Origin of the sequence: uncultured Schumannella sp., assembly GCF_905479755.1 — a bacterium.
Lineage (GTDB): Bacteria > Actinomycetota > Actinomycetes > Actinomycetales > Microbacteriaceae > DCRR01.
Genome location: NZ_CAJQNT010000045.1, coordinates 1 through 24965, shown reverse-complemented (window position 1 = coordinate 24965; position 24965 = coordinate 1). Strand labels below are relative to the sequence as shown.

Here is a 24965-nt window from a genome sequence, read left to right as displayed (position 1 = left end):
TGGTTGCGAACGAGGCACTGATGCAGTTCCAGGCCGACATTCTGGGCGTGCCGGTGATCCGTCCGGTGGTCGCCGAGACCACGGCGCTCGGCGCCGCCTACGCGGCGGGGCTTGCCACCGAGTTCTGGAAGGACCTCGACGAGCTGCGCTCACTCTGGCAGGAGGACACGCGCTGGGACCCCACGATGGACGAGGAGACGCGCACGCACCGCCTCGCCGAGTGGCGGAAGGCCGTCACCCGCACCTTCGACTGGGTCGACCCGGCGTCGGCCTAACCGTCGCTACTCGCGCTCGGACTGCAGGAAGTCGGCGACGGCACGCGGAACGTACGGCGCCACGTCGCCGCCGAGCGCCGCGACCTGGCGCACGAGCGAGCTGGAGACGTGCGCGTGCGCGGGGTCGGGCAGCAGGAACACCGTTTCCACGCCCGCGAGATTGCGGTTGACGATCGCCATCGGCGTCTCGTAGGCGACATCGACCTGTGAGCGGATGCCCTTCACGAGCACGCTGGCGCCCACATCCGTGCAGTAGTCCACCAGCAGGCCGACGCTCCAGCTCGTGACGAGGATCTCACCGGAGAGCTCGGCCTCGGCGATCGAGTCCTGGATGAGCGTGACGCGTTGCGCGATCGGCAGCAGCGCCGCCTTATCCGGATTGTGCACCACCAGGACGTGCACCTCGTCGAACATGTTCGCGGCGCGTTCGATGACGTCGATGTGTCCGAGAGTGACCGGATCGAACGAGCCCGGAACCACCGCGATGCGCTTCATGCGTCACACCCTAGCCGGTCGCTGTCACAGGTTTGTGACCGGCTACGACTTGGCGAGGAACGCGCGCTCGGCATCGTCGAGCCGCCGGGCGAGCGCCGCGGCGAGCGCGGGTTGGGCGTCGAGCGCCGGGTCGGCATCCAGGACCGCGGCAGCGAGCCCGCGCGCCTCGGCGATCAGGTCGCCGTCGCGAGCGACACGCAGGAGCTTGAGCGAGGAGCGCCCCCCCGACTGCGCCCGGCCGAGCACGTCGCCCTCGCGCCGCAGCTCGAGATCGACCTGCGCCAGCTCGAAGCCGTCGATCGTGGCGGCCACGGCCGCGACGCGTTCGAGTGCGATCGACTCGGGCTCGGCGTGCGTCACGAAGAGCGCGAGCCCCGGAACGCCGCCGCGACCGACACGGCCGCGCAGCTGGTGCAGTTGCGCGACCCCGAAACGGTCGGCGTCGAGCACCACCATCGTGGAGGCGTTTGGCACGTCGACGCCGACCTCGATCACCGTCGTCGCCACGAGCACATCGATGTCGCCCGCGGCGAAGGCACGCATCGTGGCGTCCTTCTGCTCGCTCGACATCCGACCGTGCAGCGGCTCGATGCGGCGGCCCGCGAGCTCGGCGCGCTCGCGCAGCCCAGCCAGCACCGTCTCGACCGCGGCGGGCGGTCGAGGTGACGCCCCGTCGGCGGCGGCCTGGGCCGGCGCATCCGCATGCTCCTCCACCGCGCTCGCGTCGATCGCCGGGCACACCACGAATCCCTGCCGGCCCTGTTCGAGCTCCTCAGCGAGCCGCTGCCAGATCCGTGCCTCCCACTGCGGGTGCTCGGCGAGCGCCACCAGATGGCTCGCGAGCGGTGTGCGCCCGGCCGGCAGCTCCCGGATCGTCGAGACGTCGAGATCACCGAAGACCGTCATCGCGACCGTGCGCGGGATCGGCGTCGCCGTCAGCACGAGCACGTGCGGGCTGCGGCCCTTCAGCCGGAGCGCCTCGCGCTGGTCGACCCCGAAGCGATGCTGCTCGTCGACGACCACGAGACCGAGATCCGCGAATTGCACCGTGTCGCCGATAAGCGCGTGCGTGCCGACGACGATTCCCGCACTGCCGGAGGCCGCGGCGAGCAGCGCCCGCTTCCGGTCGGCCGCGGGCAGCTGACCGGTCAACAGGATCGGTCGCACGCGTGCCGCGAGATCAGGGCCCAGGCTCGCCACGATCGAGCGCAGGTGTTGCGCGGCGAGCACCTCGGTCGGCGCGAGGAACGCCGCCTGACCGCCCGAATCGACGACCGTGAGCATCGCCCGGAGCGCCACGAGCGTCTTGCCGGAGCCGACCTCGCCCTGCACGAGCCGGTTCATCGGGATTCCCGCCGCCAGCTCCGACCGGATCTCCTCACCCACCGCGCGCTGATCGCCGGTCAGCTCGAACGGCAGCGCCGCATCGAACTCGGCGAGGCGCGGGCCGGGGGTGCGCGGCGTCGCGGCCTCGGCGCGGCGTTCGGCCCGCTGCCGAAGCAGCGCCGCCTGCAGCACGAAGGCCTCCTGAAAACGCAGCGCGTCCTGCGCCGCGCGCCACTCGGCATCCGCCGTCGGACGGTGCACGAGTTCGAGCGCACGGCGGAAGGTCAGCAGCCGGCGCGTCTCGCGCACCGAGGCCGGCACCGGGTCGTCAAGCTCCGGCAGCGTGTCGAGGATCACCCCGAGCGCGCGCTGCAGCTGCCAGCTCGCGAGCGACGAGGTCGCCGGGTAGAGCGGGATCGGCTGCTCGGCCCAGTCCCGCGCGAACTTCTCGGCCCCCGCGGTCGTCGTAGCGAGTGCGCCGCCGCCGTCCGCATCCGCCTGTTCGAAGAGCTCGTAGTCGGGGTGCGCGAGCTGCCGCGCGCCGCGGTACTCCCCCACCTTGCCGGCGAAGATGCCGCGGGCCCCCGGCTGCAGCTCCTTCGCTCGCCAGCCCTGGTTGAAGAAGGTGAGCGTGAGGTGGCTGCGACCGTCGCTGATCACGACCTCGAGGATGCTGCCCTTGCGGTTGCGCATCGAGCGTTCCTGCACGCTGCGCACCTCGGCCACGATCGTGACCGATTCGTCGAGCGCGAGCTCGCTGATCGCGGTCAGCTCCCCGCGCCGCGCGTACCGCCGCGGATAGTGGGCGAGGAACTCGCCGACCGTGCGGTAGCCGAAGGCCTTGTCGAGCGCCTTCGCGGTGCGGTCGCCGAGCACCGACACGAGCCGCTGCTCGAGCGGGTCAGCCTGCGACGCATCCACGCCTCGAGGCTACCGGCGCCCGCCCACCCCGTGCCCCCGAATCGATGGTGCCAATTGAGCTTGGCGCCAAGCTCAATTGGCACCATCAAAAAGGAGGGGCGCCCCGCCGGTAGCGTGGGGGCATGACGCGCATCATCGCGGGGTTCGCGGGCAGCCTTCGACTGTCGGTTCCGACGAGCGGCACCCGGCCCACGAGCGACCGCGTGCGCGAGGCGATCTTCTCGGCGCTCGAGGCGCGCGACGCCCTCGACGGCGCGCAGGTTCTCGACCTGTTCGCCGGGTCGGGAGCGCTCGGTCTCGAGGCCGCGAGCCGCGGGGCGCGACGCGTCGTGCTCGTCGACAAGTCGAGCGCCGCCGTTCGCGCGATGCGCGCCAACACCGCGACGATCACCAAGGCGGCCCCTGCCGGCGCCGCGCCCGAGATCACCGTGTCGAGCCAATCCGTCACCGCGTACCTCGTCGGCGCGGCGGGCTCATTCGATCTGGTCTTCCTCGACCCGCCCTACGAGCTCGACAACGCCGCCCTGCGGCATGACCTGGAGCTGCTGGCGCCGCGCCTCGCACCCGACGCGCTCCTCGTCGTCGAGCGGTCGGCGCGCGACGCGGAACCCGACTGGCCCGAAGGCTTCGAGCTTGAACGGCGCAAGGACTACGGCGAAACGACCCTCTACTGGCTCAGCGTGCCGGGCGACCCGACGCCGCCGCAATCGCTCTAACCTGATCGATCTCGGCGCCCAGCGCCGCCAGGGCGCCATCCGCCTCGAGGTGCGGCCAGGTCATCTTCACCCCGAGGAAGCCCTCGCCGCGGGTCGCCTCGACGGCGGCCTCGATCCGGCTCGTCGACAGCATCGACGCGGGCTCGGTGATCTCCGAGGGCAGATGACCATCCGCGAACGGTGCACCCCAGCCCGTGGTGTCGGAGCTCACCCCGGAGAACACCATCCCCGCAAGCAGTCCCGCGTCACGCACCTCGTCGACGTGGTTTCGGACGAGCTCGCCGTCGCGCAGCTCGATCGCCGAGCGGCCCCAGTTCAGCGCGATTCGGATCGGCACCCCGGAGGCGCGAATCGCGGCGATCTCCGCCTCGAGTACACCGAACCCCTTCGCCGGCTCATGCGAGGGCATCAGCGCGTCCACGTGCTCGAGCATGAGGTCGGCACCCTGCCAGTCCCAGCTCGCGATCTCCGCGAGCGAGGCCTCCAGTGCCTCGCCCGACCACGTCTCGCGGCGCGGTGCGGCGTGGATCATCACCCCGCGCACCACCCGCCGACCGACCGAATCGTGCAGCGCGGCCACCGCGTCGCGCAGCTCCGACACCGCCGCCAGCCCGCGCGCCCGGTCGTCCGCGTCGTGTGCCGCAATCCCGGCCCCCGAACGGAATTCGGCCACCACGCGCGGCATCGTCGTGACCATCACCTCGCGGCGCGCCCCGAGTGCCGACGCCCACGGCAGCTCACCCCACCCGGCGGAGAGCCAGGCGACCTCCCAGGGCTCACTCTCGGGCAGCTCGCTCGCTCCGCGCAGGATGCGCTGGGCCTCTTCCGGCGGTCGACGGCCCACGAGCGGGTACACACTCAGCACAAAAGTCACGAAACCTCGCCCATCCTGTCGTCGTTGTCACCGCGCCCCGCGCACACGCGGCGGGATCACGCTAGCCCGCCTGCCCGTCCCAGTCAGCGTACGGATCCCAGCCGCCGCGCTCGTCGAGCGCCTCACCGTCGAGCGAGACTCCCTCGCCCTCGGCGACCTTTCCGATCGCGCGGAAGCCACCGGGCAGATTCGTGCCCGCCGGAAACGTTGCCAGCAGGGCATGGTCCTCTCCCCCGTGCAGCACGCGCTCCAGCGCAACGGCGCCGGTGTCCAGGTCGCCCGCACGGAAGTCGATCCGCACCCCCGAGGCGCGCGCGATGCGACGCGCATCCAGCACGAGTCCGTCGCTCACATCGAGCATGGCCGTGGCCCCCGCGTCGGCGGCGAGCGCCCCGTCGGCGATCGGCGAACGCGGGGTGAGCTGCGCATCCAACACGTCATCGAACTCGGGGCGGAGCGCCGCCGCCGCCTCCGCGCTCGGCTCGCCCTCGGCATCCACGCCGCGTTCGAAGAGCAACCGGATGCCTTCCCCGGCGAGCCCGAGCGCCCCGCTCACCGCGACGACATCCCCCGGCCGCGCACCCGAGCGCAGCACCGGCTCGCGGCCGTCGAGACTGCCGAACGCCGTGATCGCGAGCGTGAGGGAGTCCGCGACCGACAGGTCGCCGCCGACCACGCCGCACCCGGGCGCAAGCGCGGCGCACGCCTCGCGGAAGCCATCCGCGAGCTCCTCCAGCTCCGTGACGGACTTATCGGCGGGGGCGATCAGCGCCACCAGCAGCGCCGTCGGACGCGCGCCCATCGCCGCAACATCCGAGAGATTGGAGACCGCCGCCTTCCAGCCGAGCTGGAACGGGCTCGACCAGGCGCGTCGAAAATCGGGCCCCTGCACCATCGTGTCGGTCGTGATCACGATGCGAGCGTCGGGAACCGCCAGCACGGCGGCGTCATCCCCCGGCCCCACGATCGTGGACTCCGCCTCCGGCAGGCGGGGAAACAACCGGCGCAACACCGCGATCTCACCGATCGAGCCGAGAGTATCCATCCGCCCACGCTAGCCTGAACCCGATGTCTTCACGCCGCCCGCGCGCGCTCACCCTCGCGCTGTTCCTGCCCCTGCTGGCCGCCCTCAGCGGATGCGTCACCACGGTGAGCCTCGAGGCGGCGCCGAACGCGAACGACCCCGGATGCGCCGACGTCACCGTCCGCCTCCCCGACACCGTCGGCACCCTCGACGCGCTCGAAACCGACGCCCAGGCCACCGGCGCCTGGGGCGACCCGGTCGCCGTCATCCTGCGCTGCGGCGTCGAGGTTCCGGGCCCCTCCACCCAGTTGTGCATCGAGATCCCCGGCACCGGAATCTCGTGGCTGCTCGACGACAGCGACGCCCCCAACTACCGCTACACCAGCTACGGCCGCGAGCCCGCCGTGCAGGTCGCCGTCGACACCGAGATCATCAGCGCGGGCGTCGCCCTCGACGACCTCGCCAACGCGGTCTCGTTCACCCAGCTCAACGGCCGCGAGTGCACCGGCTTCGCCGACACGGTGACCGGCGACGACCTCGACGCCGAACCGACGCCCGCGCCGTAGCCCGCGCCCGGATTCCGCCGGGCGACTACCGTGCGGTCGCGAGCCCGAGCGTGATCAGTTCGTCGATGAGCTCCGGGTAGCTCAGCCCGCTCGCGAGCCAGCACTTCGGGAACATCGAGATCGGGGTGAAGCCCGGCATCGTGTTCACCTCGTTCACCACGAAGCCGGTGCCGGTGAAGAAGAAGTCGACCCGCGCCAACCCCGAGCCGCCGATCGCCTCGAACGCGCGCGCCGCGACGCGCTGCATCTCGGCCAACTCGCTGTCACCGAGCGCCGCCGGGCAGACCAGCTCCACGCCGGGCACGTCGCGGTACTTCGCGTCGAAATCGTAGAACGCGCGACCGGTCACGATGATCTCGCCCGCGACGCTCACCCGCGGCGGTGCGCCGTCGTGCCCCGAGAGCACCGCGCACTCGAGCTCGCGGCCGACGACCGCCTGCTCGACGAGCACGTGGTGATCCTCGGCGAACGCGACGTCCAGGGCGTCGTCCAGGGCATCCCAGTCGGAGACCTTCGTGACCCCGACGCTCGACCCGGCGCGCGCCGGCTTCACGAACACCGGAAGCCCAAGTGCGCGGATGCGTCGCTGGCACAGTTCCGCGTCGCGCGCGAGCGCCGCCCGCGTCACCGTCACCCACGGCGCGACCTCGACGCCCGCCGCCTGCAGCACACTCTTCGTGAAGTGCTTGTCCATGCCGAGCGCGGAGGCGAGCACGCCGTTGCCGACATACGGCACCCCAACGAGCTCGAGGGCGCCCTGGATGGTGCCGTCCTCGCCGAACGGGCCGTGCAGGATCGGGAACGCCACATCGATTTCGCCGAGGGAGCGCGTGGTGCCGTCGGCATCCGTCACCGTCCACTCGCGACTCTGCGCCGAATCCGGGAGGTGAACCCGCGAACCGTCGTCGGACACCTCGGGCAGCCCCTGCAGGGTCAGCGAGGCCGCGTCGTCGGGGTGCAGCGTCCAGGCGCCGTCGCGGGTGATGCCCACCGGGATCACCTCGTAGCGCTCGCGATCGATCGCGCCCAGCACACCGCCGGCGGTCGCGCAACTGATCGCATGCTCACTCGAGCGCCCACCGAACAACAGCGCGACGCGGATGCGCGGGGCAGTCATCACTCGCCCTCCGGTTCGCCGCCGTCGGTCGTCAAGTGCGGGGCGATGTCCTTCGGGTCGAGGGTGCCCGCGAGCACCTCCGCCACCTGCGAGACGATTGGCATGTCGACGCCGCGCTCGGCGGCGAGCTCCAGCACGGGGGCGACCGAACCGATGCCCTCGGCGGTCTGATTCATCTGCGCGATCACCTCGTGGTAGTCGTAGCCCTGCCCGAGCAGGCGCCCCGCCGTGTTGTTACGGCTGAGCGGCGACTCGCAGGTGGCGATCAGGTCGCCCAGACCGGCGAGGCCAGCGAGCGTCTCCGGACGCGCGCCGAACGCGACCGCGAAGTCCGTCATCTCGACCAGACCGCGGGTGATGATCGACGCCTTCGTGTTTTCGCCGTAGCCGACGCCGTCGACGATGCCGATCGCGACGGCGATCAGGTTCTTCAGGACGCCGCCGAACTCGGTGCCGATGACATCCGTGTTCACGAAGCAGCGGAAATAGCGGTTGGTCGCCGCCTTGGCGACCTCGGTCGCCGTCGCGAGCGAAACCGAGGAGACGACGGCCGCCGTCGGCTGCTCCTTCGCGATCTCGAGCGCGAGGTTGGGCCCGGAGACCACCGCGATGCGCTCGGGCGCGATCTCGAGCTCCTGCTCGATGACCTCGCTCATGCGCTGGCGCGTGGCGCGCTCGACGCCCTTCATGAGCGAGACGACCGGAACGCCGTCCGGAATCAGTTCGCGCACGATGCGAAGGTTCTCGCGCAGCGACTGGCTCGGCACGCTCAGGTAGACCTGGTCGGCGCCCTCCAGCACGTCGGGCAGACGCGAGCTGGACCACATGCCGCGCGGCAGGTTCACGCCCGGCAGATAGTCGGAGTTGCGGCGCGACTGCGTGATCTCTCGCGCGAGCTCGGGGCGACGCGCCCAGATCGAGACGCTCGACCCGCCGTCGGCCAGAATCTTGGCGAAGGTGGTGCCCCAGGAACCGGCGCCGAGCACCGCGACCCGGCGCGTGCCCGCCGGGACCACCGGCAACGGCGTGGTTCGGGGGTATGCCGTGGCGCCATCGGCCTGGGTCTCGCTCACGCATCCGCCTTCCGGGTCCCGCGCTCGCGAGACCACCGCCCCCATTCTGCCGTGTCCGCTCGCTCTCGGACGCATCCCGCCTACCCTGGACGCATGAGCACCCCGGTCGTCGCCGCCGCGACGAGGCCGCTGCGCCTGATTCCCGAGTTCTTCCGCGGTGTCGCGTTACTGGGTCGCGGTTTCGCGTTCTGGTCGGTCAGGCCGGGGCTGATGGCGCTCGGGCTGCTGCCGGCCGCGCTGGTCGGCGCCGGTCTGGTCACGGCGATCGCCGTGCTCGGCGCGTTCCTGGACCCGATCACGAACGTGCTCACCTTCTTTGCCGAGTCGTGGGATGCCGGATGGCGCGGTGCGCTCCAAGTCGTCATCGCGATCGCCCTGATCATCGCGACACTCGCCCTCGCGGCCCGGGTCTTCACCGCGCTCACGCTGCTGGTGGGGGCGCCGTTCTACGACCGCATCCAACGCGCCGCCGATGCCTCGCGCGGAGACGTACCGCCGGATCTCTCGCCGAGCGTGTGGCGCACGATCGGCGACACGCTGGTGCTCGTGCTGCTCTCCATCGGCGCGAGCATCGTCGTCGCGCTCGTCGGCATCATCCCGGTGATCGGAACGGTCGCCGCCGCCGTGCTCGGCTTCGTCGCGACCGCCCGCGCGCTCAGCTGGGAGTTGACCCTCGCCCCCTTCGGCACGCGCGGTCTCGTCGGGCGCGAGGCGCGCGCGGCGCTGCGGCGTCGGCGCGCCCGGAGCTTCGGATTCGGCGTCGCCGTGCAGGTGTGCTTCCTCATCCCGTTCGGCGCGATCATCGCGATGCCCGCCGCCGCCGCCGGCGCGATCCTGCTCGTCCGCGACGTCCTCGACGCCCCCGCGCCCGCGGGGCGCGGCGGGTCGGGCGGCTAGGGGCGGTCGTCGAAGCGGCCGATTTCGGACTGGCCGTAGTTCGCGGGATCCCAGCGCTCGACCGGTGCCGTCTCGCCGCGGAGCTCCTCGAGCAGCAGCGTCACGCGGCGCATGATCTCGGCGGTCGCCTCCGCGAGCGCCGCCGGGTCGCCCGCGCGCCCCTCCCAGGCTGAGAGGTCCACCGGCTCGCCCACGTTCAACTCGATCGTCTTACGGGGGAAGAAGCTGAGCTTCTTCGAATACCGCGGCAGCACGGCCTGCGCGCCCCAGTGCGCCACCGGGATGACCGGGATGCCGTGGGCCAGCGCCAGGCGCGCGGCACCGAACTTGCCGCGCATCGGCCACAGTTCGGGGTCGCGGGTCAGCGTGCCCTCCGGGTAGACGATGACGGCGAGGCCGTCATCCACCAGGCGTGAGGCGGCCGCCAGCGGATCCGCGGTGCCGCGGCCCTGCCGTTCAACGGGGATCTGGCCGGTGAAGCGGAGCAGCCACCCGATGACGGGAACCTTGAACAGTCCCGCCTTCGCGAGGAAGCGCGGCACGCGGCCGAGCTTCCACAGCAGATAGGCGGTCACGAACGGGTCGAAGTTGGTGACGTGGTTCGGGGCGAGAACGAACGCACCCGACGTCGGAATCCGCTCCGGATTCCGCACCCGATATCGCGCGAGCCCCAACAACAGCGGCAGCACGAAGGCCGCGATGACCCTCCAGCCGAAGGTCTTCTCCGACCGCACTCGCGCCATCCCTAGGCCTCGACGGTGAAGTCCGCGCCGAGATCCGTCAGCTTGTCGACGAAGTGCTCGTAGCCGCGGCTGATCAGCCCGAGGTTGGTGACGCGCGACGTGCCCTCGGCGGCAAGCGCGGCGATCAGGTAGCTGAAGCCGCCGCGCAGGTCGGGAACCCGAACGTCGGCCGCGTGCAACGGCGTCGGGCCGGTGATCACGGCGGCCTGCTCCAACTTGCGCCGCGGAACGCGACGGGTGAGCGACTCGAGGCCGTCCTGGTGCACGACAATGTTCGCGCCCATCTCGACGAGCGCCTCGGTGAACCCGAAGCGGTTCTCGTACACGGTCTCGTGCACGGTCGAAACGCCCTCCGCCTGGGTCAGCGCGACGATGAGCGGCTGCTGCCAGTCGGTCATGAAGCCGGGGTGCACATCCGTCTCCACCTGCACGGCCTTCAGCGCGCCACCCGGGTGCCAGAAGCGGATGCCGTCCTCGGCGACCTCGAACTCGCCGCCCGCCTTGCGGTACACGTTCAAGAACGTCATCAGCTCGAGCTGCTTGGCACCCTTCACGAAGATGTCACCGCCCGTGACAAGCGCGGCCGAGGCCCAGCTCGCGGCCTCGTTGCGGTCGAAGATCGCGCGGTGCGTGTAGCCCTTCAGGTGCTCGACGCCCTCGATGAAGATGGTGCGGTTCGGCTCGGTCCAGATGATCGCGCCCATCTTCTGGAGGATCGCGATCAGGTCCATGATCTCCGGCTCGATGGCCGCGTTCTTCAACTCGGTCACGCCGCTGGCGCGCACCGCGGTCAGCAGCACCTGCTCGGTCGCGCCAACGCTCGGGTAAGGCAACTCGATATTGGCGCCGGAGAGCCCGTCGGGCGCGGTGATGCGGATGCCCTCGTAGCTCTTGTCGACGACGGCACCGAAGGCGCGCAGCGCATCCAGGTGGAAGTCGATCGGACGGTCGCCGATGCGGCATCCGCCGAGGTCGGGGATGAGCGCCTCGCCGAGCGAATGCAGGAGCGGCCCGCAGAACAGGATCGGGATGCGGCTGCTGCCGGCGAGCGCGTCGATTTCGGCGAAGTGGGCGCGCGCGACGTTCACCGGATCGAGGACGAGCACGCCGTCCTCGGGGCTCGTCACGGCGACGCCGTAGGCCTCGAGCATGCGCGAGACGATCTGCACGTCGCTGATCGCGGGAACGTCCTGCAGGATGCTCGGGGTCTCGCCGAGCAGCGCCGCGACCATCGCCTTCGTGGCGAGGTTCTTCGCCCCGCGCACATCGACCGTGCCGCGCAACGGCTTGCCGCCGCGGATGACGATTGTGTCGCCCGCGAGACCGACGCGCTGGCCGGCCTTCCGGGCATCCTTCGCGAGGTTGCTCGTCGCGATCGAATCCACCACTTTGCTTCTTTCTGTTGCGGGCACCGACGACTAGGAGGCGGTCTTGGCCGGAAGTGTCGTCGGCCGCCAGGACGCGCGGGAGGTCTCGAACTCGGTGATGCGCTCCTCGTTGCGGAGCGTCAGCCCGATGTCGTCCAGGCCCTCCAGGAGCCTCCAGCGAGTGTAGTCGTCGATGTCGAAGGGAACCGTGAAGTCGCCGACCGTGACGGTGCGCTCGACGAGGTCGACGGTCGCCTCCATCCCGGGGTTGTCTTCGAGCATCTTCCAGATCGTGGTGATCTGCTCCTCGGTGACGGTGCCGGTGAGCAGGCCCTGCTTGCCGGAGTTGCCACGGAAGATGTCGCCGAAGCGCGGGCTGATGACGGCGGCGAAGCCGAAGTCGCGCAGCGCCCAGACGGCGTGTTCGCGGCTGGAGCCGGTGCCGAAGTCGGGGCCGGCGAACAGGATCCGCGCGCCCTGATAGGCGGGCTGGTTGAGGATGAAGTTCTCGTCCTGCCGCCAGGAGTGGAAGAGCGCGTCGTCGAAGCCGGTCTTGGTGACGCGCTTCAGGAACACCGCGGGGATGATCTGGTCGGTGTCGACGTTGGAGCGCGGGAACGGCACGGCGATGCCGGTGACCTGGGTGATCTTCTCCATCAGCGGGCTCCCGTCTCGTCGTGGGCCAGTTCTCCGTCGAGGGCGTCCTGCCCGTCGTCAGCGAGTGCCTGGTGACCCGAACGCGTACCGCGCGCGGCACTCGCCGGCGCCAGGGATGCATCCCGAGCGTCGGCTTCGAGGTCCCAGGGGGAGGAGAGGGTGCCGCGGATGGCGGTCGCGGCGGCGACGAGCGGCGAGACCAGGTGGGTGCGCCCGCCCTTGCCCTGCCGACCCTCGAAGTTACGGTTCGAGGTCGACGCGCAACGCTCCCCCGGCGCCAGCTGGTCGGGATTCATGCCGAGGCACATCGAGCAGCCCGCGAAGCGCCACTCGGCACCGAACTCCTCGATCACCTTGTCCAGGCCCTCGGCCTCGGCCTCCAGACGCACCCGCGCCGAACCGGGAACGACCATGACGCGAACGCCGTCGGCCTTCTTCTGCCCCTTGATGATCGAGGCGAAGGCGCGCAGGTCTTCGATGCGGCTGTTCGTGCAGGAGCCCATGAAGACCGCGTCGACCGCGATCTCCTTCATCGGGGTGCCCGCCGCCAGATCCATGTACTCGAGCGCGCGCTCGGCGGCGGCCCGCTCGTTGTGGTCGGTGATCGTCGCCGGGTCGGGCACCGCATCCGAGAGCGACACGCCCTGGCCGGGGTTGGTGCCCCAGGTGACGAAGGGCTCCAGCTCGTTCGCGTCGAGGTAGACCTCGGCGTCGAAGACAGCGTCGTCGTCGGTGCGCAGCGTCTCCCAGTAGGCGACCGCCGCATCCCAGTCGGCTCCCTCGGGCGCGTGCGGGCGACCCTTCAGGTAGTCGTAGGTGGTCTGGTCGGGGGCCACCATGCCGGCGCGCGCGCCCGCCTCGATCGACATGTTGCAGATCGTCATGCGGCCGTCCATCGACAGCGAGCGGATCGCGCTGCCGCGGTATTCGAGCACGTAGCCCTGGCCGCCACCGGTGCCGATCTTCGCGATGACGGCGAGGATGATGTCCTTCGCCGTCACGCCGGGACGCAGCTCGCCCTCGACGGTGATCGCCATCGTCTTGAAGGGCTTCAGCGGCAAAGTCTGCGTGGCGAGCACGTGCTCGACCTCGCTCGTGCCGATGCCGAAGGCCATCGCACCGAACGCGCCGTGGGTGGAGGTGTGGCTGTCGCCGCACACGACGGTGCTGCCGGGCACGGTCAGACCGAGCTGCGGACCGACGACGTGCACGATGCCCTGCTCCTTGTCGCCGAGCGAGTGCAGGCGGATGCCGAACTCTTTCGCGTTGCTGCGCAGCGTCTCGATCTGGGTGCGACTGGTGAGGTCGGCGATCGGCTTGTCGATGTTGAGGGTCGGGGTGTTGTGGTCTTCGGTCGCGATCGTCAGATCGGGCCGACGCACGGGACGCCCCGCCGCCCGCAGGCCGTCGAAGGCCTGGGGGCTGGTGACCTCGTGCACGAGGTGCAGGTCGATGTAGATGAGATCGGGCTCGCCGTTCTCACCACGGGTGACGAGGTGGTCTGCCCAGACCTTCTCGGCGAGAGTTTTTGCGCTCATGGCTATGTCGGTTCCTTCTTCGCTGGATTTCGAATCGGCCGGATGTCAGGGCGTGACGGTCTCCGCGACGAGGGAGGCCGGTGTGGGTGACTAGGCCTCGTCGCGGCGACGAAGGAGAAGAAGCCGATCGAACAGCATCCGTTCAGAGTAGCACCGGGATGCCCGGCTCCGCCGTCGCGGTCCGCCTCACAGCCCACTGCTGGGCTACGCTCAGTTATCGCCGGAAGTCGAGGTTCGGATGCCGCATCGCATTGCGCTCGTTGATGATCATGAAGCGATCGCGCTCGCCCTGCGCCACGCGCTCGAGACCCCGGAGGATCTCGACTACGTGCTCGGCACCGAGACGGTCGACGAACTGCTCGCCGCCGGGAAGACGGTCGACGTCGTCATCCTCGATCTCCGCCTCGCCGACGGCTCGTCTCCGCGACGCAATGTCGAACGGCTCGTGAATGCCGGGGCGAGGGTCGTGATCTACACCTCGGGCGAGAACCCCGACTACCTCCGGATGATCGCGGGAAGCGCCGTCGTCGGAGTCGTCCGCAAATCGGATCCGGTCTCGGTGCTGATTGAGACGGTGCGCGCGTGCGCGACCGGCGTGACCGTGATGTCCACCGACTGGGCGGCCTCGATCGACGCCGATCCGCGACTCGCCGAGGCCGGGCTCACCGAGCGGGAGCGCGAAGTGCTGCGCCTGTTCGCCGCCGGATTCGGCCGCGCCGACATCGCGGGAGTCCTCGACGTCTCCGCCGCCGACGTCGACGAGTCGGTGGCGACACTGCGCGAGAAGTACGCGCGGGTGCAGTCGACATCCCACGGCCACGACCTGCTGGCGCGCGCGCTCGACGACGACTTCCTTCCGTTCACCGATCGCGCCGACGCGTCCGGCCCGGGGTCGCGATGAAGGGCACGCTCGCGACACCGGTGTACGTCGCCATGTCGGCGGGCATCGGTTCCGCGGGAATCGTCTTCGGGCTGATCCGGCTGCCGATGGCGCTCGACCAGGCCGCGGCGATGGCGCCGTGGTGGACCGCCCTCGCACTCGGCGGGTTCATCCTTCCCGCGGCCGCACTGACGTTGACCCCGCTGCTCGGGCTCCGCGTCGCCGCGGTGCTCGCGAACATCAGCGCGGTGAGTTTCCTGGTTGCCGGGGCGACGGCGCTGCTGGCGATCCCGCCGGGCCCCATCGGCGCTGAACTCGGAACACCGTGGCCGCTCACGATCTCGGCCCTCGCCTCGTCGATCGCCGCCATCTGGTGGCGCCCCGCGTTCGCCGTCGCGTATCTCGGCGCGACGGTGATCGCCGTCGAGGCGGTGCGCACCGCGCAGGGCTGGCCGCACGTGGATCCGGGGTTCCTGCTCATCGACACCTCGTACACGCTGCTATTCAACGGGGTGTTCGTCGCCCTCGCGCTCGCCTTGCGGCGCCGCGCCCGCACCCTCGACGAGAGCTTCGACACGGCCGCGGCCGAGACGGCGATCGCGGCCCGTGCCGAGTCGCGCGCGCGGGAGACGGCGCGCGTGGGCGCGCTCGTGCACGACACGGTCCTCGTCGCCCTGTTGAGTGCCGCCCGCGCCGAACCGGAACAGGCCGACGCGGCGGCGCCGCTGGCGCGACGCGCGCTCGCCGTTCTGGAGGCACCGGATGCGGACCCCGAGGCCGCTCTGACCTTCCGCGACACCGCCTGGCGGATTCAGGCCGCGGCGACCGAGATCACCCCCTCGGCCGACGTCGTCATCTCGGGGGACCTCGACCACGCACTGCCGCCCGAGGTCGGCGCGGCGCTGCGTGAGGCGAGCGCCGAGGTGCTGCGCAACAGCCGCGACTACGCGGGGATCGCGGCGCAGCGGATCGTGATGATCACCGCGGAGGCGGAGGGCATCCGAGTCGACATCGTGGATGACGGGGCCGGGTTCGAGCCGCGTCAGGTTCCCGCGCACCGCTTGGGCATCCGCGTCAGCGTGGTCGATCGCATGGCCGCGGTGGGCGGCACGGCGCGGATCGCCTCGCAACCGGGGGTCGGAACGCGCGTGCGGCTCGAATGGAGACGCGCATGACCGCGGCAGCCCCCGATCCGGGTCGCCTGCTGAACGTGGACCGAATCGCCGCCTGGTCGCTCTTCGCCCTGTTCGCCCTCACGATCTTCGCGTTCGTCGTCAACACCGCGCCGATCAGCGCGACGCCGTGGGGTCTCGGCGCGGCCGCGGCTCTCGTCGTTGCCGCGTGGCTGTGCATCTCGCCGGGCCCCGACACCCTGTCCGGTGGCCGCATCGCGGCGATCCTCGCGCTGGCCACGGCGTGCAACCTCGCGATGTCCTGGCAGTTCACCCCCGGCGAGTGGCCCGGCTGGGCGTCCTGGAATTTCGGGATGACGGCGCTCGTCATGATCGGCGTCGCCCTGCGCGGTCGCATCGTGTGGTCGTGGGTGGGGCTCGCGATCATGACGGCCGTGGCGACCAGTTGGAGCACGATCACCGCCGGCGACCCGCTGCTCGGGCTACAGCTCTCCTACATGCACTTGGCGATCAATCTGCCGGTGACGTTCTTCGCGATCGGGATGCGGCGCACCGCGCACACGATCGCGCGTCTGCAGGAGGTGGAGCACCGTCGCGCGGTGGAGTCCGCGGCCGACGAGGCGCGCGCCGACGAGCGCGAGCGGGAGCTGGCCCGCGTGCGCGCCGTCGTCGCGGAGCCGCTGCGCGATATCGCGAACGGCGTCGCGACCCGCACGCCGACCGATCTCCTGGTGCTGGAGGCGCGGCTGCGCGACCGCATCCGCGGACGCGCCCTCGAATCCCCGCGGCTTCGCACCTCGGTGGACGCCGCCCGCCGCCGCGGCATCACCGTGCTGCTACTCGACGACGCCGCGGTTCCGGCTCCCGGCGACTGGCTCGCCGAGGGGCTCGCCGAAGCCGCCGAGGTGCTGGATGGCCAGCCCGACGGGATGATGACGGTGCGTCTGAGCGGCGGGCCCGACACGTGGCAGCTGACCGTCGTGGCGAACGGCACCCTCACGACGCGCACGCGCCGGGAGCATGTGGCGGGTTAGCTCTTCTTCGCGTCGGTCTTCGCGTCGGTGTTCGCGTCGGCGTCCGTCTCGACGTCCACCGACAGCTCGACCACACCGTTGCCGTTGGCGCCCGGGATGCGCGGCTCGGGGATCCGGCCGTGGTCGATGCGGATCTTGATGAGGCTCGCAATCACGGCGACGGCCATCGCAGCGACGATGACCGCGAGCGAGGTGAAGGTTCCGATCTCGGGGACGGCATCCAGGTGCTCTCCGCCGTTGATGAAGGGCAGCTCGTTCTCGTGCAGGGCGTGCAGCACGAGCTTGACGCCGATGAAGGCGAGGATGAACGCGATCCCGTACTTGAGGTAGACCAACTTGTCTACCAAGTCGCCGAGCAGGAAGTAGAGCTGACGGAGCCCCATCAGCGCGAAGACGTTCGCGGTGAAGACGATGAACGGACTCTGGGTGATTCCGAAGATCGCCGGAATCGAGTCGAGGGCGAACACGACGTCGGTGGTGCCGAGCGCGATCAGCACGATGATGACGGGCGTGAAGACGCGCTTGCCGTCGATCGTGGTGCGCATCTTGGCGCCGTCGAACTCCTCGGTGATCGCGATGCGCCGGCGGAAGAACGCGATCAGCTTGTTCTCCGTCTCGGCCTCCTCCTCGTGGCCGGTGAAGGCCTGGTTGAAGGCGGTGTAGATCAAGAACGCGCCGAAGATGTAGAAGATCCAGGAGAAGTTCTCGATCAGTGCCGCGCCCAGCAGGATGAAGATTCCGCGGAACAACAGCGCCAGGATGATGCCGATCATCAGCAGCTCCTGCTGATACTTCCGCGGCACCGCGAAGCGCCCCATGATGATCAAGAAGACGAACAGGTTGTCGATCGACAGGCTGTACTCGGTGAGCCAACCGGCGACGAACTGGCCGGCGTGCTCCGCATCCCCGAGCCACAGCATGAGCAGCGCGAAGACGATCGCGAGCGCGACGTAGAAGCCGATCCACAGCGCCGACTCGCGGGTCGAGGGGATGTGCGGGCGGCGGAACGCCAAGAACACGTCGAAGGCGAGAATGAGCGTCAGTGCGACGAGCGATCCGACTTCGAACCACAACGGCAGGGCGAGTTCCACGGGGGACCTTTCAGAAAGTGTGAAGAGACGACAATGCTTCGAACGTCTCTCCCGCACGAGCACTCCGGAGAGCTCTCGCGATCGCGACCGGGGTTCCAACGCTGCAACCCGTGATGACGGCCGCGATGAGGTGGGATACTCCCCTTCGCGCGCCCCACTCTACGGGATTAGGCTCGAAACATGAGCAACGACGGCGTCCTGCGTGGAGATGACGAAATCCGGGCCGAGGCGCGCAAGCGTTTGAAGGCCCGCAACGACTTCTGGACGATGCTGGCCATCTTCGGGGTCGTCATCCTGATCCTGATCGCGGTGTGGTTCTTCACCAGCGGGCCGGACTCGTACTTCTGGCCGGTTTGGCCGATCTTCGGCATGTCGATCGCCGCGGTCTTCGTGGGGCTGGATGCCTTCGGCATCACCCGCCGCCACATCACCGAATCGGATGTCGACGCCGAAGTCGAAAAGATGACCCGGCGCAAGCAGTAGCCTGCGTCACACCACCTCGAGCCGGCGCGACGGGTCGTCGCTCGCTGCCAGTACTTCGTCGACGAGCGCCTGGTCGCCGACCCGCGTCGGGTCGAGCCACTCGTCGTAGAGTTCCGGACGCACGATGAGCGGCATCCGGTCGTGGATGGCGGCGATCTCGTCGGCCGCGGGCCGCGTCACGATCGCGTATGACACCATCCAGCTCTCGTCGGGGCGTTGCGTGACGTTATAGATGCCCGCGAGGGCGAAGAGCCCCTCGGCAAGCTGGAACGAGCGGCCCTTCTCGACGTAGGAGGTGACCGGCACGAGCGCGCGCCGCGACTTCGTCGGGCCCGACCAGGCGCCGGAGGCGAGCAACTTCTCGACCCGCGCGTTGATCGCCGGGAACTTGGCGGGCTGCCCGCCCACCCAGAGCTTCCACCACGCCAGGTCGATCGTGCGGCGGTGCTCACCGTCGCGCTCGCGCTCCCGCACGATCGGGTTGAGGTTCAGGGCGTGCACCCCGGTCGGCTTCGCGGGCTTCTCGGCATACTCGGCAAGCCACGCGGCGAGCGCCGGGGCACTCCCCCGCTCATCCAGCGTGCCGAAGGCGTCGTGGAGTTCGTCGGCGGTGACCTGCAAACCGTAGCTGGCGCACATACCGACAGTCTGCCTCGTGCGGCCGACGCGCGGCAGGGCTCGGCGCAGTAGCGCAAGCAAAAAACCCCCGGCGAACCGAGGGTTTTTGGTGTTGGTGACCCCAGCGGGATTCGAACCCGCGTTACCGCCGTGAGAGGGGATTCTGAAAGCCGACTGCCGCGCTGACTGCCGACAAACGCAGTGTGTACTTGGTGTTTCGAGTGCGGGAAGTTGATCCTCGCACCTCACGTCGGCAGCGTTCGTTGCCATTCTGTTGCCATGCTTCTCCTGACTGGTCGCCTACGGGGCTAGTCCACTTCGCCAAGGCCAACCACTTCTTCGTCGCTGATTCGTTCAGCGTATGCTCTGCGCACAACCGAGCAAGGGAAGCAGGCATGGGCGCACAGCGAATCGTGTACGAGCGGCCTGATGGCAAGTGGGGCTGGCAGCTCATCGGTGACAACGGGTCGGACATCATCGCCACTGACGGCAACCAGGGGTACGCCAGCGAGACCCGCGCCCGTGAGATGGCAGACAAAATCACGAGCGGTCACTACAAGGACGCGCAGAAACTTCGCCGACCGAAGAAGTAGTCCAATGCGAGGTCACCGCTCGTGGCGTAGACGGAGCCCGCGCTTCGATGGTGAGCCCGCCCGTAGAGCTCTGGCACGCAATCAAAGCGACAGCCTCCGAGACGGGTCTAGTCGATAGAGGGCTTGACCTTAAAGAACAGGTGCGGCGGTACCGGGAGCCCACTGTGCGGTAGGGCTATCAGGTGGACCCCGGCTACCGGGGTTTCGAGGTGTCCCGCGACGAGGCTCAGGAGGCTGCCCGCGACGGCGGCGAGGTCAGCAGCGGAGCCGTGGAAGGTGGGTATCGAACATCCACGGGTAGGGATGAGCTTGTTTCCTAGCTCGCCCCGACCCCAGAGCATGTGGTAGCACTCAAGAGCGGGGTCAGCTCGGACGCGTTCACCCACTTCCGCGTCGATCTGCTCGATTGTCTTGCTCGCGATCGGGGGCCAGATCGTCGCGATTCCGAGATAGCCGCTCTCTCGGTCCGTGGCAATCTGGGCGACGATTGCCCGGCGCTGGCTGGCGATCGCGCTCACGGCCCGAGACACGGCGAGGTTTGCGGTGGCGTCGATGATGAGATCAAAGTTCGCGGCGATGTGTTCGAGGTCGTCCGGGTTGTAACCCTCCTCGACCTCGATGACGACGTCATCTCGGAGTTTGCGCAGTCGAGCTGCGAGTGCGACTGCCTTCTCCTCACCTATATCCATTTCTTCGAAGTCTTGACGCACGAGGAGCCCGCCTGTGACGGTTCCGGGATCGCAGATAACAAGGCGGGACACCCCTGCGCGTACGAGAAACTCTGCGGCCCAGGATCCGAGACCTCCGCACCCCCACAGAAAGACCGAGGTGCCGACCAATCGGCGCACCGGGCGCGTTGCGTCTCGCCGGGTCGTGACGCTTGGCCTCTCGTCGGACACCCGCTGCCACGCGATCGGTAATGGCAGGTTGACCGGGAGGGTCTGGCCATCGGCTTTTCGCAGGCTATCGGCGACGGTGCTGCCGAGCGCGCCTGCCAGCAGGTGGGGCGGTCCGCCGCGCGGGTGGGCGACGGCGATCAGGAACAGCTGCTCGGTGTGGTCGGGATTGCGATCAGCTGCGGCCTTGAGTGTTGTCAGGAGGCCGTTGATCTTCGGCGCGCTTGCGCCCTCGGGCTGACCGCCACGGATGAGATTGGGATCGTCGAGCAACCTCGCAAGGTCTCGAAGGTCGGAGCTGACCCCGTAAGGCAGGCTGTCGGGGCTGTACCAGATCGGGAGTGCTGTTCCGCCGGCCGAGTCGTCGGGGGCCAGGTCAAGCCGTCGGTTCGATCGCTCGTATGCGTACGCCATCGCGTGATGCTCCGGCAGCTCACGGCGGACCACCAGGGTCGAGGCTCCCTCGAGGGGCTGAGTGACTCCGCCGACGGCGTGGTACAGGGCGGTCTGGGCGTCGAAGGCGCCGGCTGCCGCGTCGCCGAGCCACGCCCAGAGTCGTTCGAGCAATGCCGCAGCCCCGCCGCGGGGATCCCACTCGCTGTTCGGATCCAGATAGATGCAGACCCGTGAGCCGGCAAGCACGTGCGGGAAACCAGCGAACCGACGATGGTCGACCTCAACGTTGGGCGGGACGAATGGCTGGGGCGGGATGACGATGAAGAACTGCTCTTGAGCCTGAAGAGCCAGGCCGCCCTCGGCTGATGTCAGTTCTTCCGTCGGCATACTGATCAGCACCCGAAGGTATCCGTCGTCCCCGACGGCGCGACGTTCGATGACTCTGACGGCGGCAGGTCGCTCGCGGGCGACCCGCTGAACATCGTCTGCGAAGGCGCGCTGCCACTCGATGGCTCGCGGCTTCTTGCCTCCGGTCACCCGGCGCGACCGGACAGACCCGCCGATGCGCCCACTGTCGCCGCCGCCGGTCCGAATCGCCCGCTCGACTTGTCATCCTTCGGAGCCACGAAGCCGGCGCCGAAGATGCCCTGCCACAGCTTCAGGCTCTCGTCGTAGTCGTCGCTCTCGTATGCTTCGCGAATCTCGCGAGCGTGGGCATTGATCCGGTCACGGAAGTACTCGTAGGTCGCGTCGTCCCAGCGGTGGTCGAACGTGCTTCCAGAACCGGACGGGTCGGCGATCGACGGCCGGTTCGGGCGAGCCTGCAGCCACTCGTCGAGGTCCGAGACGATGTGTAGCAGCGACGTCGGCACGTTCGAGTAGTAGCTGGGGTCGATCGCGGCCCGCGCTTCGGAGACCTGCTCGCCGAGCAGAGTGGTCAGGATGACGGAGCGGGTGCCGGTGAAGGAGTTCTTGTGGTCACGCAGATACTTCATCAACCGGATCACCCGGCGAAGGTCGCCCCGCGCGGCACTGTCCTTCGTCCTCATCCAGTTCGTGAAGCCTTGCGTGTCGGTGCGCTCCCACGTGTCCGTGTCGTAGTTGGCGATGTACTCGAGGCCGTCACGGATGATGCTCGGCACGATGTCGATGTGGCATTGATTCGCATAGACGATTCGGACGCACCGATTCTTCCGTTCACGGGGCATCGCCCCGTAGATGGAGTGGGACCCCAGGACGGAGTTCAGCTTCGTGAGGTAGTCACGCGGGGTCCATCCATCGACGTCCTCCATTAGGAGCATGAAGTCCGCGTCGTACTCCTTGTCACCGACGGGATTGATGATGGTGCGGTGCGCCCACGACCCCTGAGGGCTCTTCCCAGTGACATGCGCGCCGAAGCCGACGTCGGCGCGGATCGCAGCGTAGATGCTGTCGACGCGCGTCTCGAGCAGGTCGAGTCGGCCCTGGCTGAGGTTCACGGCATCTCGGAGCAGGACTCCGAAGTGATCGGCGAGTTGCATGGTAGTTCTCCAAAAGTAGACAGAATCCGATGGCTGTCCCCCTGAGATTCGGACTACCCCAACTTGCCGAACTACAACCGTGTAACTATGATACGCCGGACCACCGACATTGGGGAGTTGAGATGACCAGCAATGCAGCGGTGCGACGAGATTCCTTCGTCCGCCGTGCCGATGTGTCCATCTCAACTCAAACCCGAGTGTGGGCACGCGCAGCTGGGCGATGCGTGCTCTGCGCCGCGTGGCTCATCGGAAGTACCAGCTACCTCCACAGCACGTCGCTGGGAGAAATCGCGCACAACACGGGCGCGACAGCCGGCAAGGGGTCACCACGGGGTCGTTCCAAACTGTCCGCCACCGATCGGGCGCAAGAAGGGAACCTCCTCCTTCTTTGCCATGCATGCCATCGAATGGTCGACGACCCGGAGGCGTCGGACTACTACACCACCGAGTACCTCACGGCGAAGAAGGCGGAGCACGAAGCTCGCGTTCGCAGCGTCACCGCCTTCAGCACACTTACCCCGGTCGTCGTGCTGCAGCTAACAGCGACGATCCGCGGGACCTTCGCCCCAGCGAGCGCTCGACAGATGTCCGAGTCCCTGAGATTGGCCGGGCTGGTCCTGTCAGGCGAAGACCCACGCGATTCCACCATCGCCGTTGAAGCGAAAGACGCCGAAACCGCCAACTGGTCGTGGGAGCGTGGCAAGGACCTCATCGACTCGCACATTGACGCGCTCCATCGAAGGCTCATGCAGTCCGGAGCAACTACCACGGCCGTCTTCGCGATTGGCCCCATCCCGCTCCTGGCCTACCTCGGGCACCGTCTTGACGACAAGTCAGATGTCCGACTTTTCAACCGATCAAGAACCGATGGTGTGCTCGCCTGGTCTTGGCCCAGTCAAGAATCCGCGATACCTGGGTTCGTTCAAACCACCCCAGACGCCGACGGCACCGTCACCGAGGTGGTCATGACAGTCGGGGTGACTGCCCCGATCAAAGCCGATCTGATTCCCGCGGAACTAACATCGTTCCCCGTGGTCTCGCTTCGGCCCGGACAAGCCACTGGGACCGACGTGATCACCGGCCCGGCCGGCCTGACCGCATTCTCCAACGCCTGGCGAAAGGCTCTCGTCTCCGTGGAGACGCATTTCCCCAAGGCTGCGATCGTCCACGTGATCGCCGCCGCTCCGGCTGTCGTCGCTATCGAGATGGGTCGGGCTCACATGCGGGATGCGCAGCCGCGATTGGCGATCTACCAGCGCACCGACGACCAGACCTACGTTCGCGCCCTCGACTTCGGGTAGTCATACACTGCGCCCACTAGGCCGCGACCACGGCGCACTCGGGTTGGGTCGACCGAACGTGCCCCTGGAGGGGCATCGCCTCTAACCCCAAATTCCTTGGGTAGCTTTCACGCTCGCTTGACGCTACCTGCGTAGTGGATCCGGACCCGCCGCCACCCACCGTTCTGGGGGGGGGACTGCTGAAGGTCTTGGTGACTCTTCTCGTTAGGCCGCGGATGCGGCCTGTGTGGTCATGATGGCTTCGAACTCGACGGGCGTCAACATGCCGAGGACACGTTGTCGGCGACGCCGGTGATAGGCCCGCTCGATCCAGGTCACGATGGCGAGGCGGAGGTCGTGTCGGGTGGGCCAGCGGCGGCTGTTGAGCACGTTCTTCTGCAGCAGCGCGAAGAACGACTCCATCGCGGCGTTATCACCGGCCGCGCCGACTCTGCCCATGGAACCGACGAGCCCGTGCCGGTCAAGTTCGGCTTGAAAGCGCCGCGACCGAAACCGACTGCCCCTATCGCTGTGAACGGTCGTCCCGGTCGGGTTGCGACGCGGGATCGCCATCCGCAGGGCCGAGACAGCGAGCTCTGACGTCATCCGTTCGTTGATCGAGTAGCCGACGATCCGGTTCGACCAGACGTCCTTGACGGCGCAGAGATAGACCTTCCCCTCGCCGGTCGGGTGCTCGGAGATGTCGGTAAGCCAGAGCCGGTCAGGGCCGGCCGCGGTGAACTCCCGTCTGACGAGATCGTCGCGCACGGGCGGGCCGGCCAGGCGCCCCTTGCCGCGGCGTTTGCGGACGAACGCGCTGAAGATCTCATTCTCCGAACACACCCGCCACACCCTCCTTTCCGATGCAGTGAACCCAGCCTCGGCGAGCTCGTCGGCGATGAACCGGTATCCGAACGCGGGATCGTCGGCATGCACATCGATCGCTGCGTTGATCAGGTGCGCCTCGTCCCAGTCCCGTCGCGAGACGGGAGCCTGCAGCCACCGGTAATAGGGCTGTTTCGCGAACTTCAGCACCCGACACGTCACCGCGACGGGAATCCCGTCGGCAGCGAGTTCACCTACGAGCGGGTAGAGCCTTTTGGGCCGGACAGGTTCGCTTGCGACAGATACGCCGCCGCCCGGCGAAGGATCTCGACCTCCTGTTCGAGCAGCTTCACCCGCTTGCGCAGCTCACGATTCTCGGCCGCTTCGCTCGAGCTGACACCGGGCCGCCGACCACCGTCGACCTCGGCGATCTTGACCCATCGCTGCACGCAGGACTCGGATATCCCGAAGTCCTTCGCGATCTGCGCGAAGGAGGACTCCCGCTTCAACGCGATAGCAACGACGTCGTCCCGGAACTCCTTGGGGAACGGCTTAGGCATGAGGACATCCTTCCAGCGGCGACGAATCACCACAGATCAGGAGTCACCTAAACCTTCAGCAGTCCCG

The 24965-nt window shown here is 68.7% G+C and carries 23 protein-coding genes and 2 pseudogenes; 10 read left to right on the top strand and 15 right to left on the bottom strand.

The genetic code is table 11. The annotated features are described in order from the left end of the window. On the top strand, positions 1 to 275 hold a 275-nt coding region (locus QZ258_RS11495), incomplete at its 5' end, for an FGGY-family carbohydrate kinase (protein ID WP_294181659.1). Between the two features lie 6 nt (positions 276 to 281). On the opposite strand, the gene coaD is transcribed toward QZ258_RS11495, so the two are convergent. Further along, a complete protein-coding gene (gene coaD / locus QZ258_RS11490) occupies positions 282 to 770 on the bottom strand; it encodes a pantetheine-phosphate adenylyltransferase (RefSeq protein WP_294181657.1) in 489 nt (162 codons plus the stop codon). Positions 771 to 812: 42 nt separating this feature from the next. Further along, positions 813 to 3017, bottom strand: a complete 2205-nt coding sequence (locus QZ258_RS11485) for an ATP-dependent DNA helicase RecG (RefSeq protein WP_294181654.1) — start codon at positions 3015 to 3017, stop codon at positions 813 to 815. Between the two features lie 122 nt (positions 3018 to 3139). Here QZ258_RS11485 and rsmD point away from each other — a divergent pair, with 122 nt between their 5' ends. Then, entirely contained in the window at positions 3140 to 3733 is a 594-nt protein-coding gene (gene rsmD, locus QZ258_RS11480; RefSeq protein WP_294181651.1) for a 16S rRNA (guanine(966)-N(2))-methyltransferase RsmD, read from the top strand. Here rsmD and QZ258_RS11475 read toward each other — a convergent pair. Further along, positions 3693 to 4607 carry a DUF4862 family protein gene (locus QZ258_RS11475; RefSeq protein ID WP_294181647.1) on the bottom strand — a complete coding sequence of 305 codons (915 nt, stop codon included), beginning with the start codon at positions 4605 to 4607 and terminating at the stop codon, positions 3693 to 3695. The two genes, rsmD and QZ258_RS11475, sit on opposite strands and share 41 nt — an antisense overlap. A 61-nt stretch (positions 4608 to 4668) precedes the next feature. Next, the gene (thiL, locus tag QZ258_RS11470) at positions 4669 to 5652 is read right to left on the bottom strand and encodes a thiamine-phosphate kinase (protein ID WP_294181646.1); all 984 of its coding nucleotides are present in this window, start codon (positions 5650 to 5652) and stop codon (positions 4669 to 4671) included. Between the two features lie 23 nt (positions 5653 to 5675). On the opposite strand from thiL, the gene QZ258_RS11465 reads away from it, so the two are divergent. Further along, positions 5676 to 6197, top strand: a complete 522-nt coding sequence (locus QZ258_RS11465; protein ID WP_294181644.1) for a DUF3515 family protein — start codon at positions 5676 to 5678, stop codon at positions 6195 to 6197. Between the two features lie 25 nt (positions 6198 to 6222). On the opposite strand, the gene QZ258_RS11460 is transcribed toward QZ258_RS11465, so the two are convergent. Then, positions 6223 to 7314 carry a D-alanine--D-alanine ligase family protein gene (locus QZ258_RS11460; protein ID WP_294181643.1) on the bottom strand — a complete coding sequence of 364 codons (1092 nt, stop codon included), beginning with the start codon at positions 7312 to 7314 and terminating at the stop codon, positions 6223 to 6225. Beyond that, positions 7314 to 8336, bottom strand: coding sequence for an NAD(P)H-dependent glycerol-3-phosphate dehydrogenase (locus QZ258_RS11455; protein ID WP_294181661.1), 1023 nt, complete (start codon positions 8334 to 8336; stop codon positions 7314 to 7316). The genes QZ258_RS11460 and QZ258_RS11455 overlap by 1 nt, the downstream gene beginning before the upstream one ends. A 144-nt stretch (positions 8337 to 8480) precedes the next feature. Here QZ258_RS11455 and QZ258_RS11450 point away from each other — a divergent pair, with 144 nt between their 5' ends. Beyond that, complete coding sequence (locus QZ258_RS11450) at positions 8481 to 9284, top strand: EI24 domain-containing protein (RefSeq protein WP_294181642.1); 804 nt, start codon at positions 8481 to 8483, stop codon at positions 9282 to 9284. On the opposite strand, the gene QZ258_RS11445 is transcribed toward QZ258_RS11450, so the two are convergent. From QZ258_RS11445 to leuC, 4 genes and pseudogenes are all read right to left on the bottom strand, one after another. After that, positions 9281 to 10027, bottom strand: coding sequence for a 1-acyl-sn-glycerol-3-phosphate acyltransferase (locus tag QZ258_RS11445; RefSeq protein ID WP_294181640.1), 747 nt, complete (start codon positions 10025 to 10027; stop codon positions 9281 to 9283). The two genes, QZ258_RS11450 and QZ258_RS11445, sit on opposite strands and share 4 nt — an antisense overlap. Before the next feature lie 2 nt (positions 10028 to 10029). Next, a complete protein-coding gene (gene murA, locus QZ258_RS11440) occupies positions 10030 to 11412 on the bottom strand; it encodes a UDP-N-acetylglucosamine 1-carboxyvinyltransferase (protein WP_294181638.1) in 1383 nt (460 codons plus the stop codon). 33 nt (positions 11413 to 11445) lie between these two features. Further along, a complete protein-coding gene (leuD, locus tag QZ258_RS11435; protein WP_294181636.1) occupies positions 11446 to 12051 on the bottom strand; it encodes a 3-isopropylmalate dehydratase small subunit in 606 nt (201 codons plus the stop codon). A gap of 134 nt (positions 12052 to 12185) precedes the next feature. Next, positions 12186 to 13589: pseudogene (gene leuC, locus QZ258_RS11430) on the bottom strand (3-isopropylmalate dehydratase large subunit); the annotation flags it as partial. A 238-nt stretch (positions 13590 to 13827) separates the two neighbouring features. Here leuC and QZ258_RS11425 point away from each other — a divergent pair. The 3 genes from QZ258_RS11425 to QZ258_RS11415 are packed head-to-tail and all read left to right on the top strand — an operon-like array spanning position 13828 to position 16636. Further along, the gene (locus QZ258_RS11425) at positions 13828 to 14490 is read left to right on the top strand and encodes a LuxR C-terminal-related transcriptional regulator (RefSeq protein WP_294181633.1); all 663 of its coding nucleotides are present in this window, start codon (positions 13828 to 13830) and stop codon (positions 14488 to 14490) included. Next, positions 14487 to 15644 carry an ATP-binding protein gene (locus QZ258_RS11420; protein ID WP_294181631.1) on the top strand — a complete coding sequence of 386 codons (1158 nt, stop codon included), beginning with the start codon at positions 14487 to 14489 and terminating at the stop codon, positions 15642 to 15644. The genes QZ258_RS11425 and QZ258_RS11420 overlap by 4 nt, the downstream gene beginning before the upstream one ends. Further along, entirely contained in the window at positions 15641 to 16636 is a 996-nt protein-coding gene (locus tag QZ258_RS11415; RefSeq protein ID WP_294181629.1) for a hypothetical protein, read from the top strand. Before QZ258_RS11420 ends, QZ258_RS11415 begins: the two co-directional genes overlap by 4 nt. Here the strand turns inward: QZ258_RS11415 and QZ258_RS11410 are convergent. Beyond that, positions 16633 to 17727 carry a TerC family protein gene (locus tag QZ258_RS11410; protein WP_294181627.1) on the bottom strand — a complete coding sequence of 365 codons (1095 nt, stop codon included), beginning with the start codon at positions 17725 to 17727 and terminating at the stop codon, positions 16633 to 16635. The two genes, QZ258_RS11415 and QZ258_RS11410, sit on opposite strands and share 4 nt — an antisense overlap. A gap of 180 nt (positions 17728 to 17907) precedes the next feature. On the opposite strand from QZ258_RS11410, the gene QZ258_RS11405 reads away from it, so the two are divergent. Further along, positions 17908 to 18210, top strand: a complete 303-nt coding sequence (locus QZ258_RS11405) for a 2TM domain-containing protein (protein WP_294181625.1) — start codon at positions 17908 to 17910, stop codon at positions 18208 to 18210. Between the two features lie 6 nt (positions 18211 to 18216). Here the strand turns inward: QZ258_RS11405 and QZ258_RS11400 are convergent, their stop codons facing one another. Further along, positions 18217 to 18849, bottom strand: coding sequence for an SOS response-associated peptidase (locus QZ258_RS11400; protein ID WP_294181624.1), 633 nt, complete (start codon positions 18847 to 18849; stop codon positions 18217 to 18219). A gap of 374 nt (positions 18850 to 19223) precedes the next feature. Here QZ258_RS11400 and QZ258_RS11395 point away from each other — a divergent pair, with 374 nt between their 5' ends. Beyond that, positions 19224 to 19421 (top strand): hypothetical protein, encoded by a 198-nt coding sequence (locus QZ258_RS11395; protein ID WP_294181622.1) that lies wholly within the window; start codon positions 19224 to 19226, stop codon positions 19419 to 19421. A 107-nt stretch (positions 19422 to 19528) separates the two neighbouring features. Here the strand turns inward: QZ258_RS11395 and QZ258_RS11390 are convergent, their stop codons facing one another. Continuing rightward, positions 19529 to 21250 (bottom strand): ThiF family adenylyltransferase, encoded by a 1722-nt coding sequence (locus QZ258_RS11390; RefSeq protein WP_294181620.1) that lies wholly within the window; start codon positions 21248 to 21250, stop codon positions 19529 to 19531. After that, positions 21247 to 22233 (bottom strand): cyclic GMP-AMP synthase DncV-like nucleotidyltransferase, encoded by a 987-nt coding sequence (locus QZ258_RS11385; protein ID WP_294181618.1) that lies wholly within the window; start codon positions 22231 to 22233, stop codon positions 21247 to 21249. The genes QZ258_RS11390 and QZ258_RS11385 overlap by 4 nt, the downstream gene beginning before the upstream one ends. A 122-nt stretch (positions 22234 to 22355) precedes the next feature. Here QZ258_RS11385 and QZ258_RS11380 point away from each other — a divergent pair, with 122 nt between their 5' ends. Further along, positions 22356 to 23534, top strand: a complete 1179-nt coding sequence (locus QZ258_RS11380; RefSeq protein ID WP_294181616.1) for an SAVED domain-containing protein — start codon at positions 22356 to 22358, stop codon at positions 23532 to 23534. Positions 23535 to 23738: 204 nt separating this feature from the next. On the opposite strand, the pseudogene QZ258_RS11375 reads toward QZ258_RS11380, so the two are convergent. Beyond that, positions 23739 to 24898, bottom strand: a pseudogene (locus tag QZ258_RS11375) (IS3 family transposase). Positions 24899 to 24965: the final 67 nt, after the last annotated feature.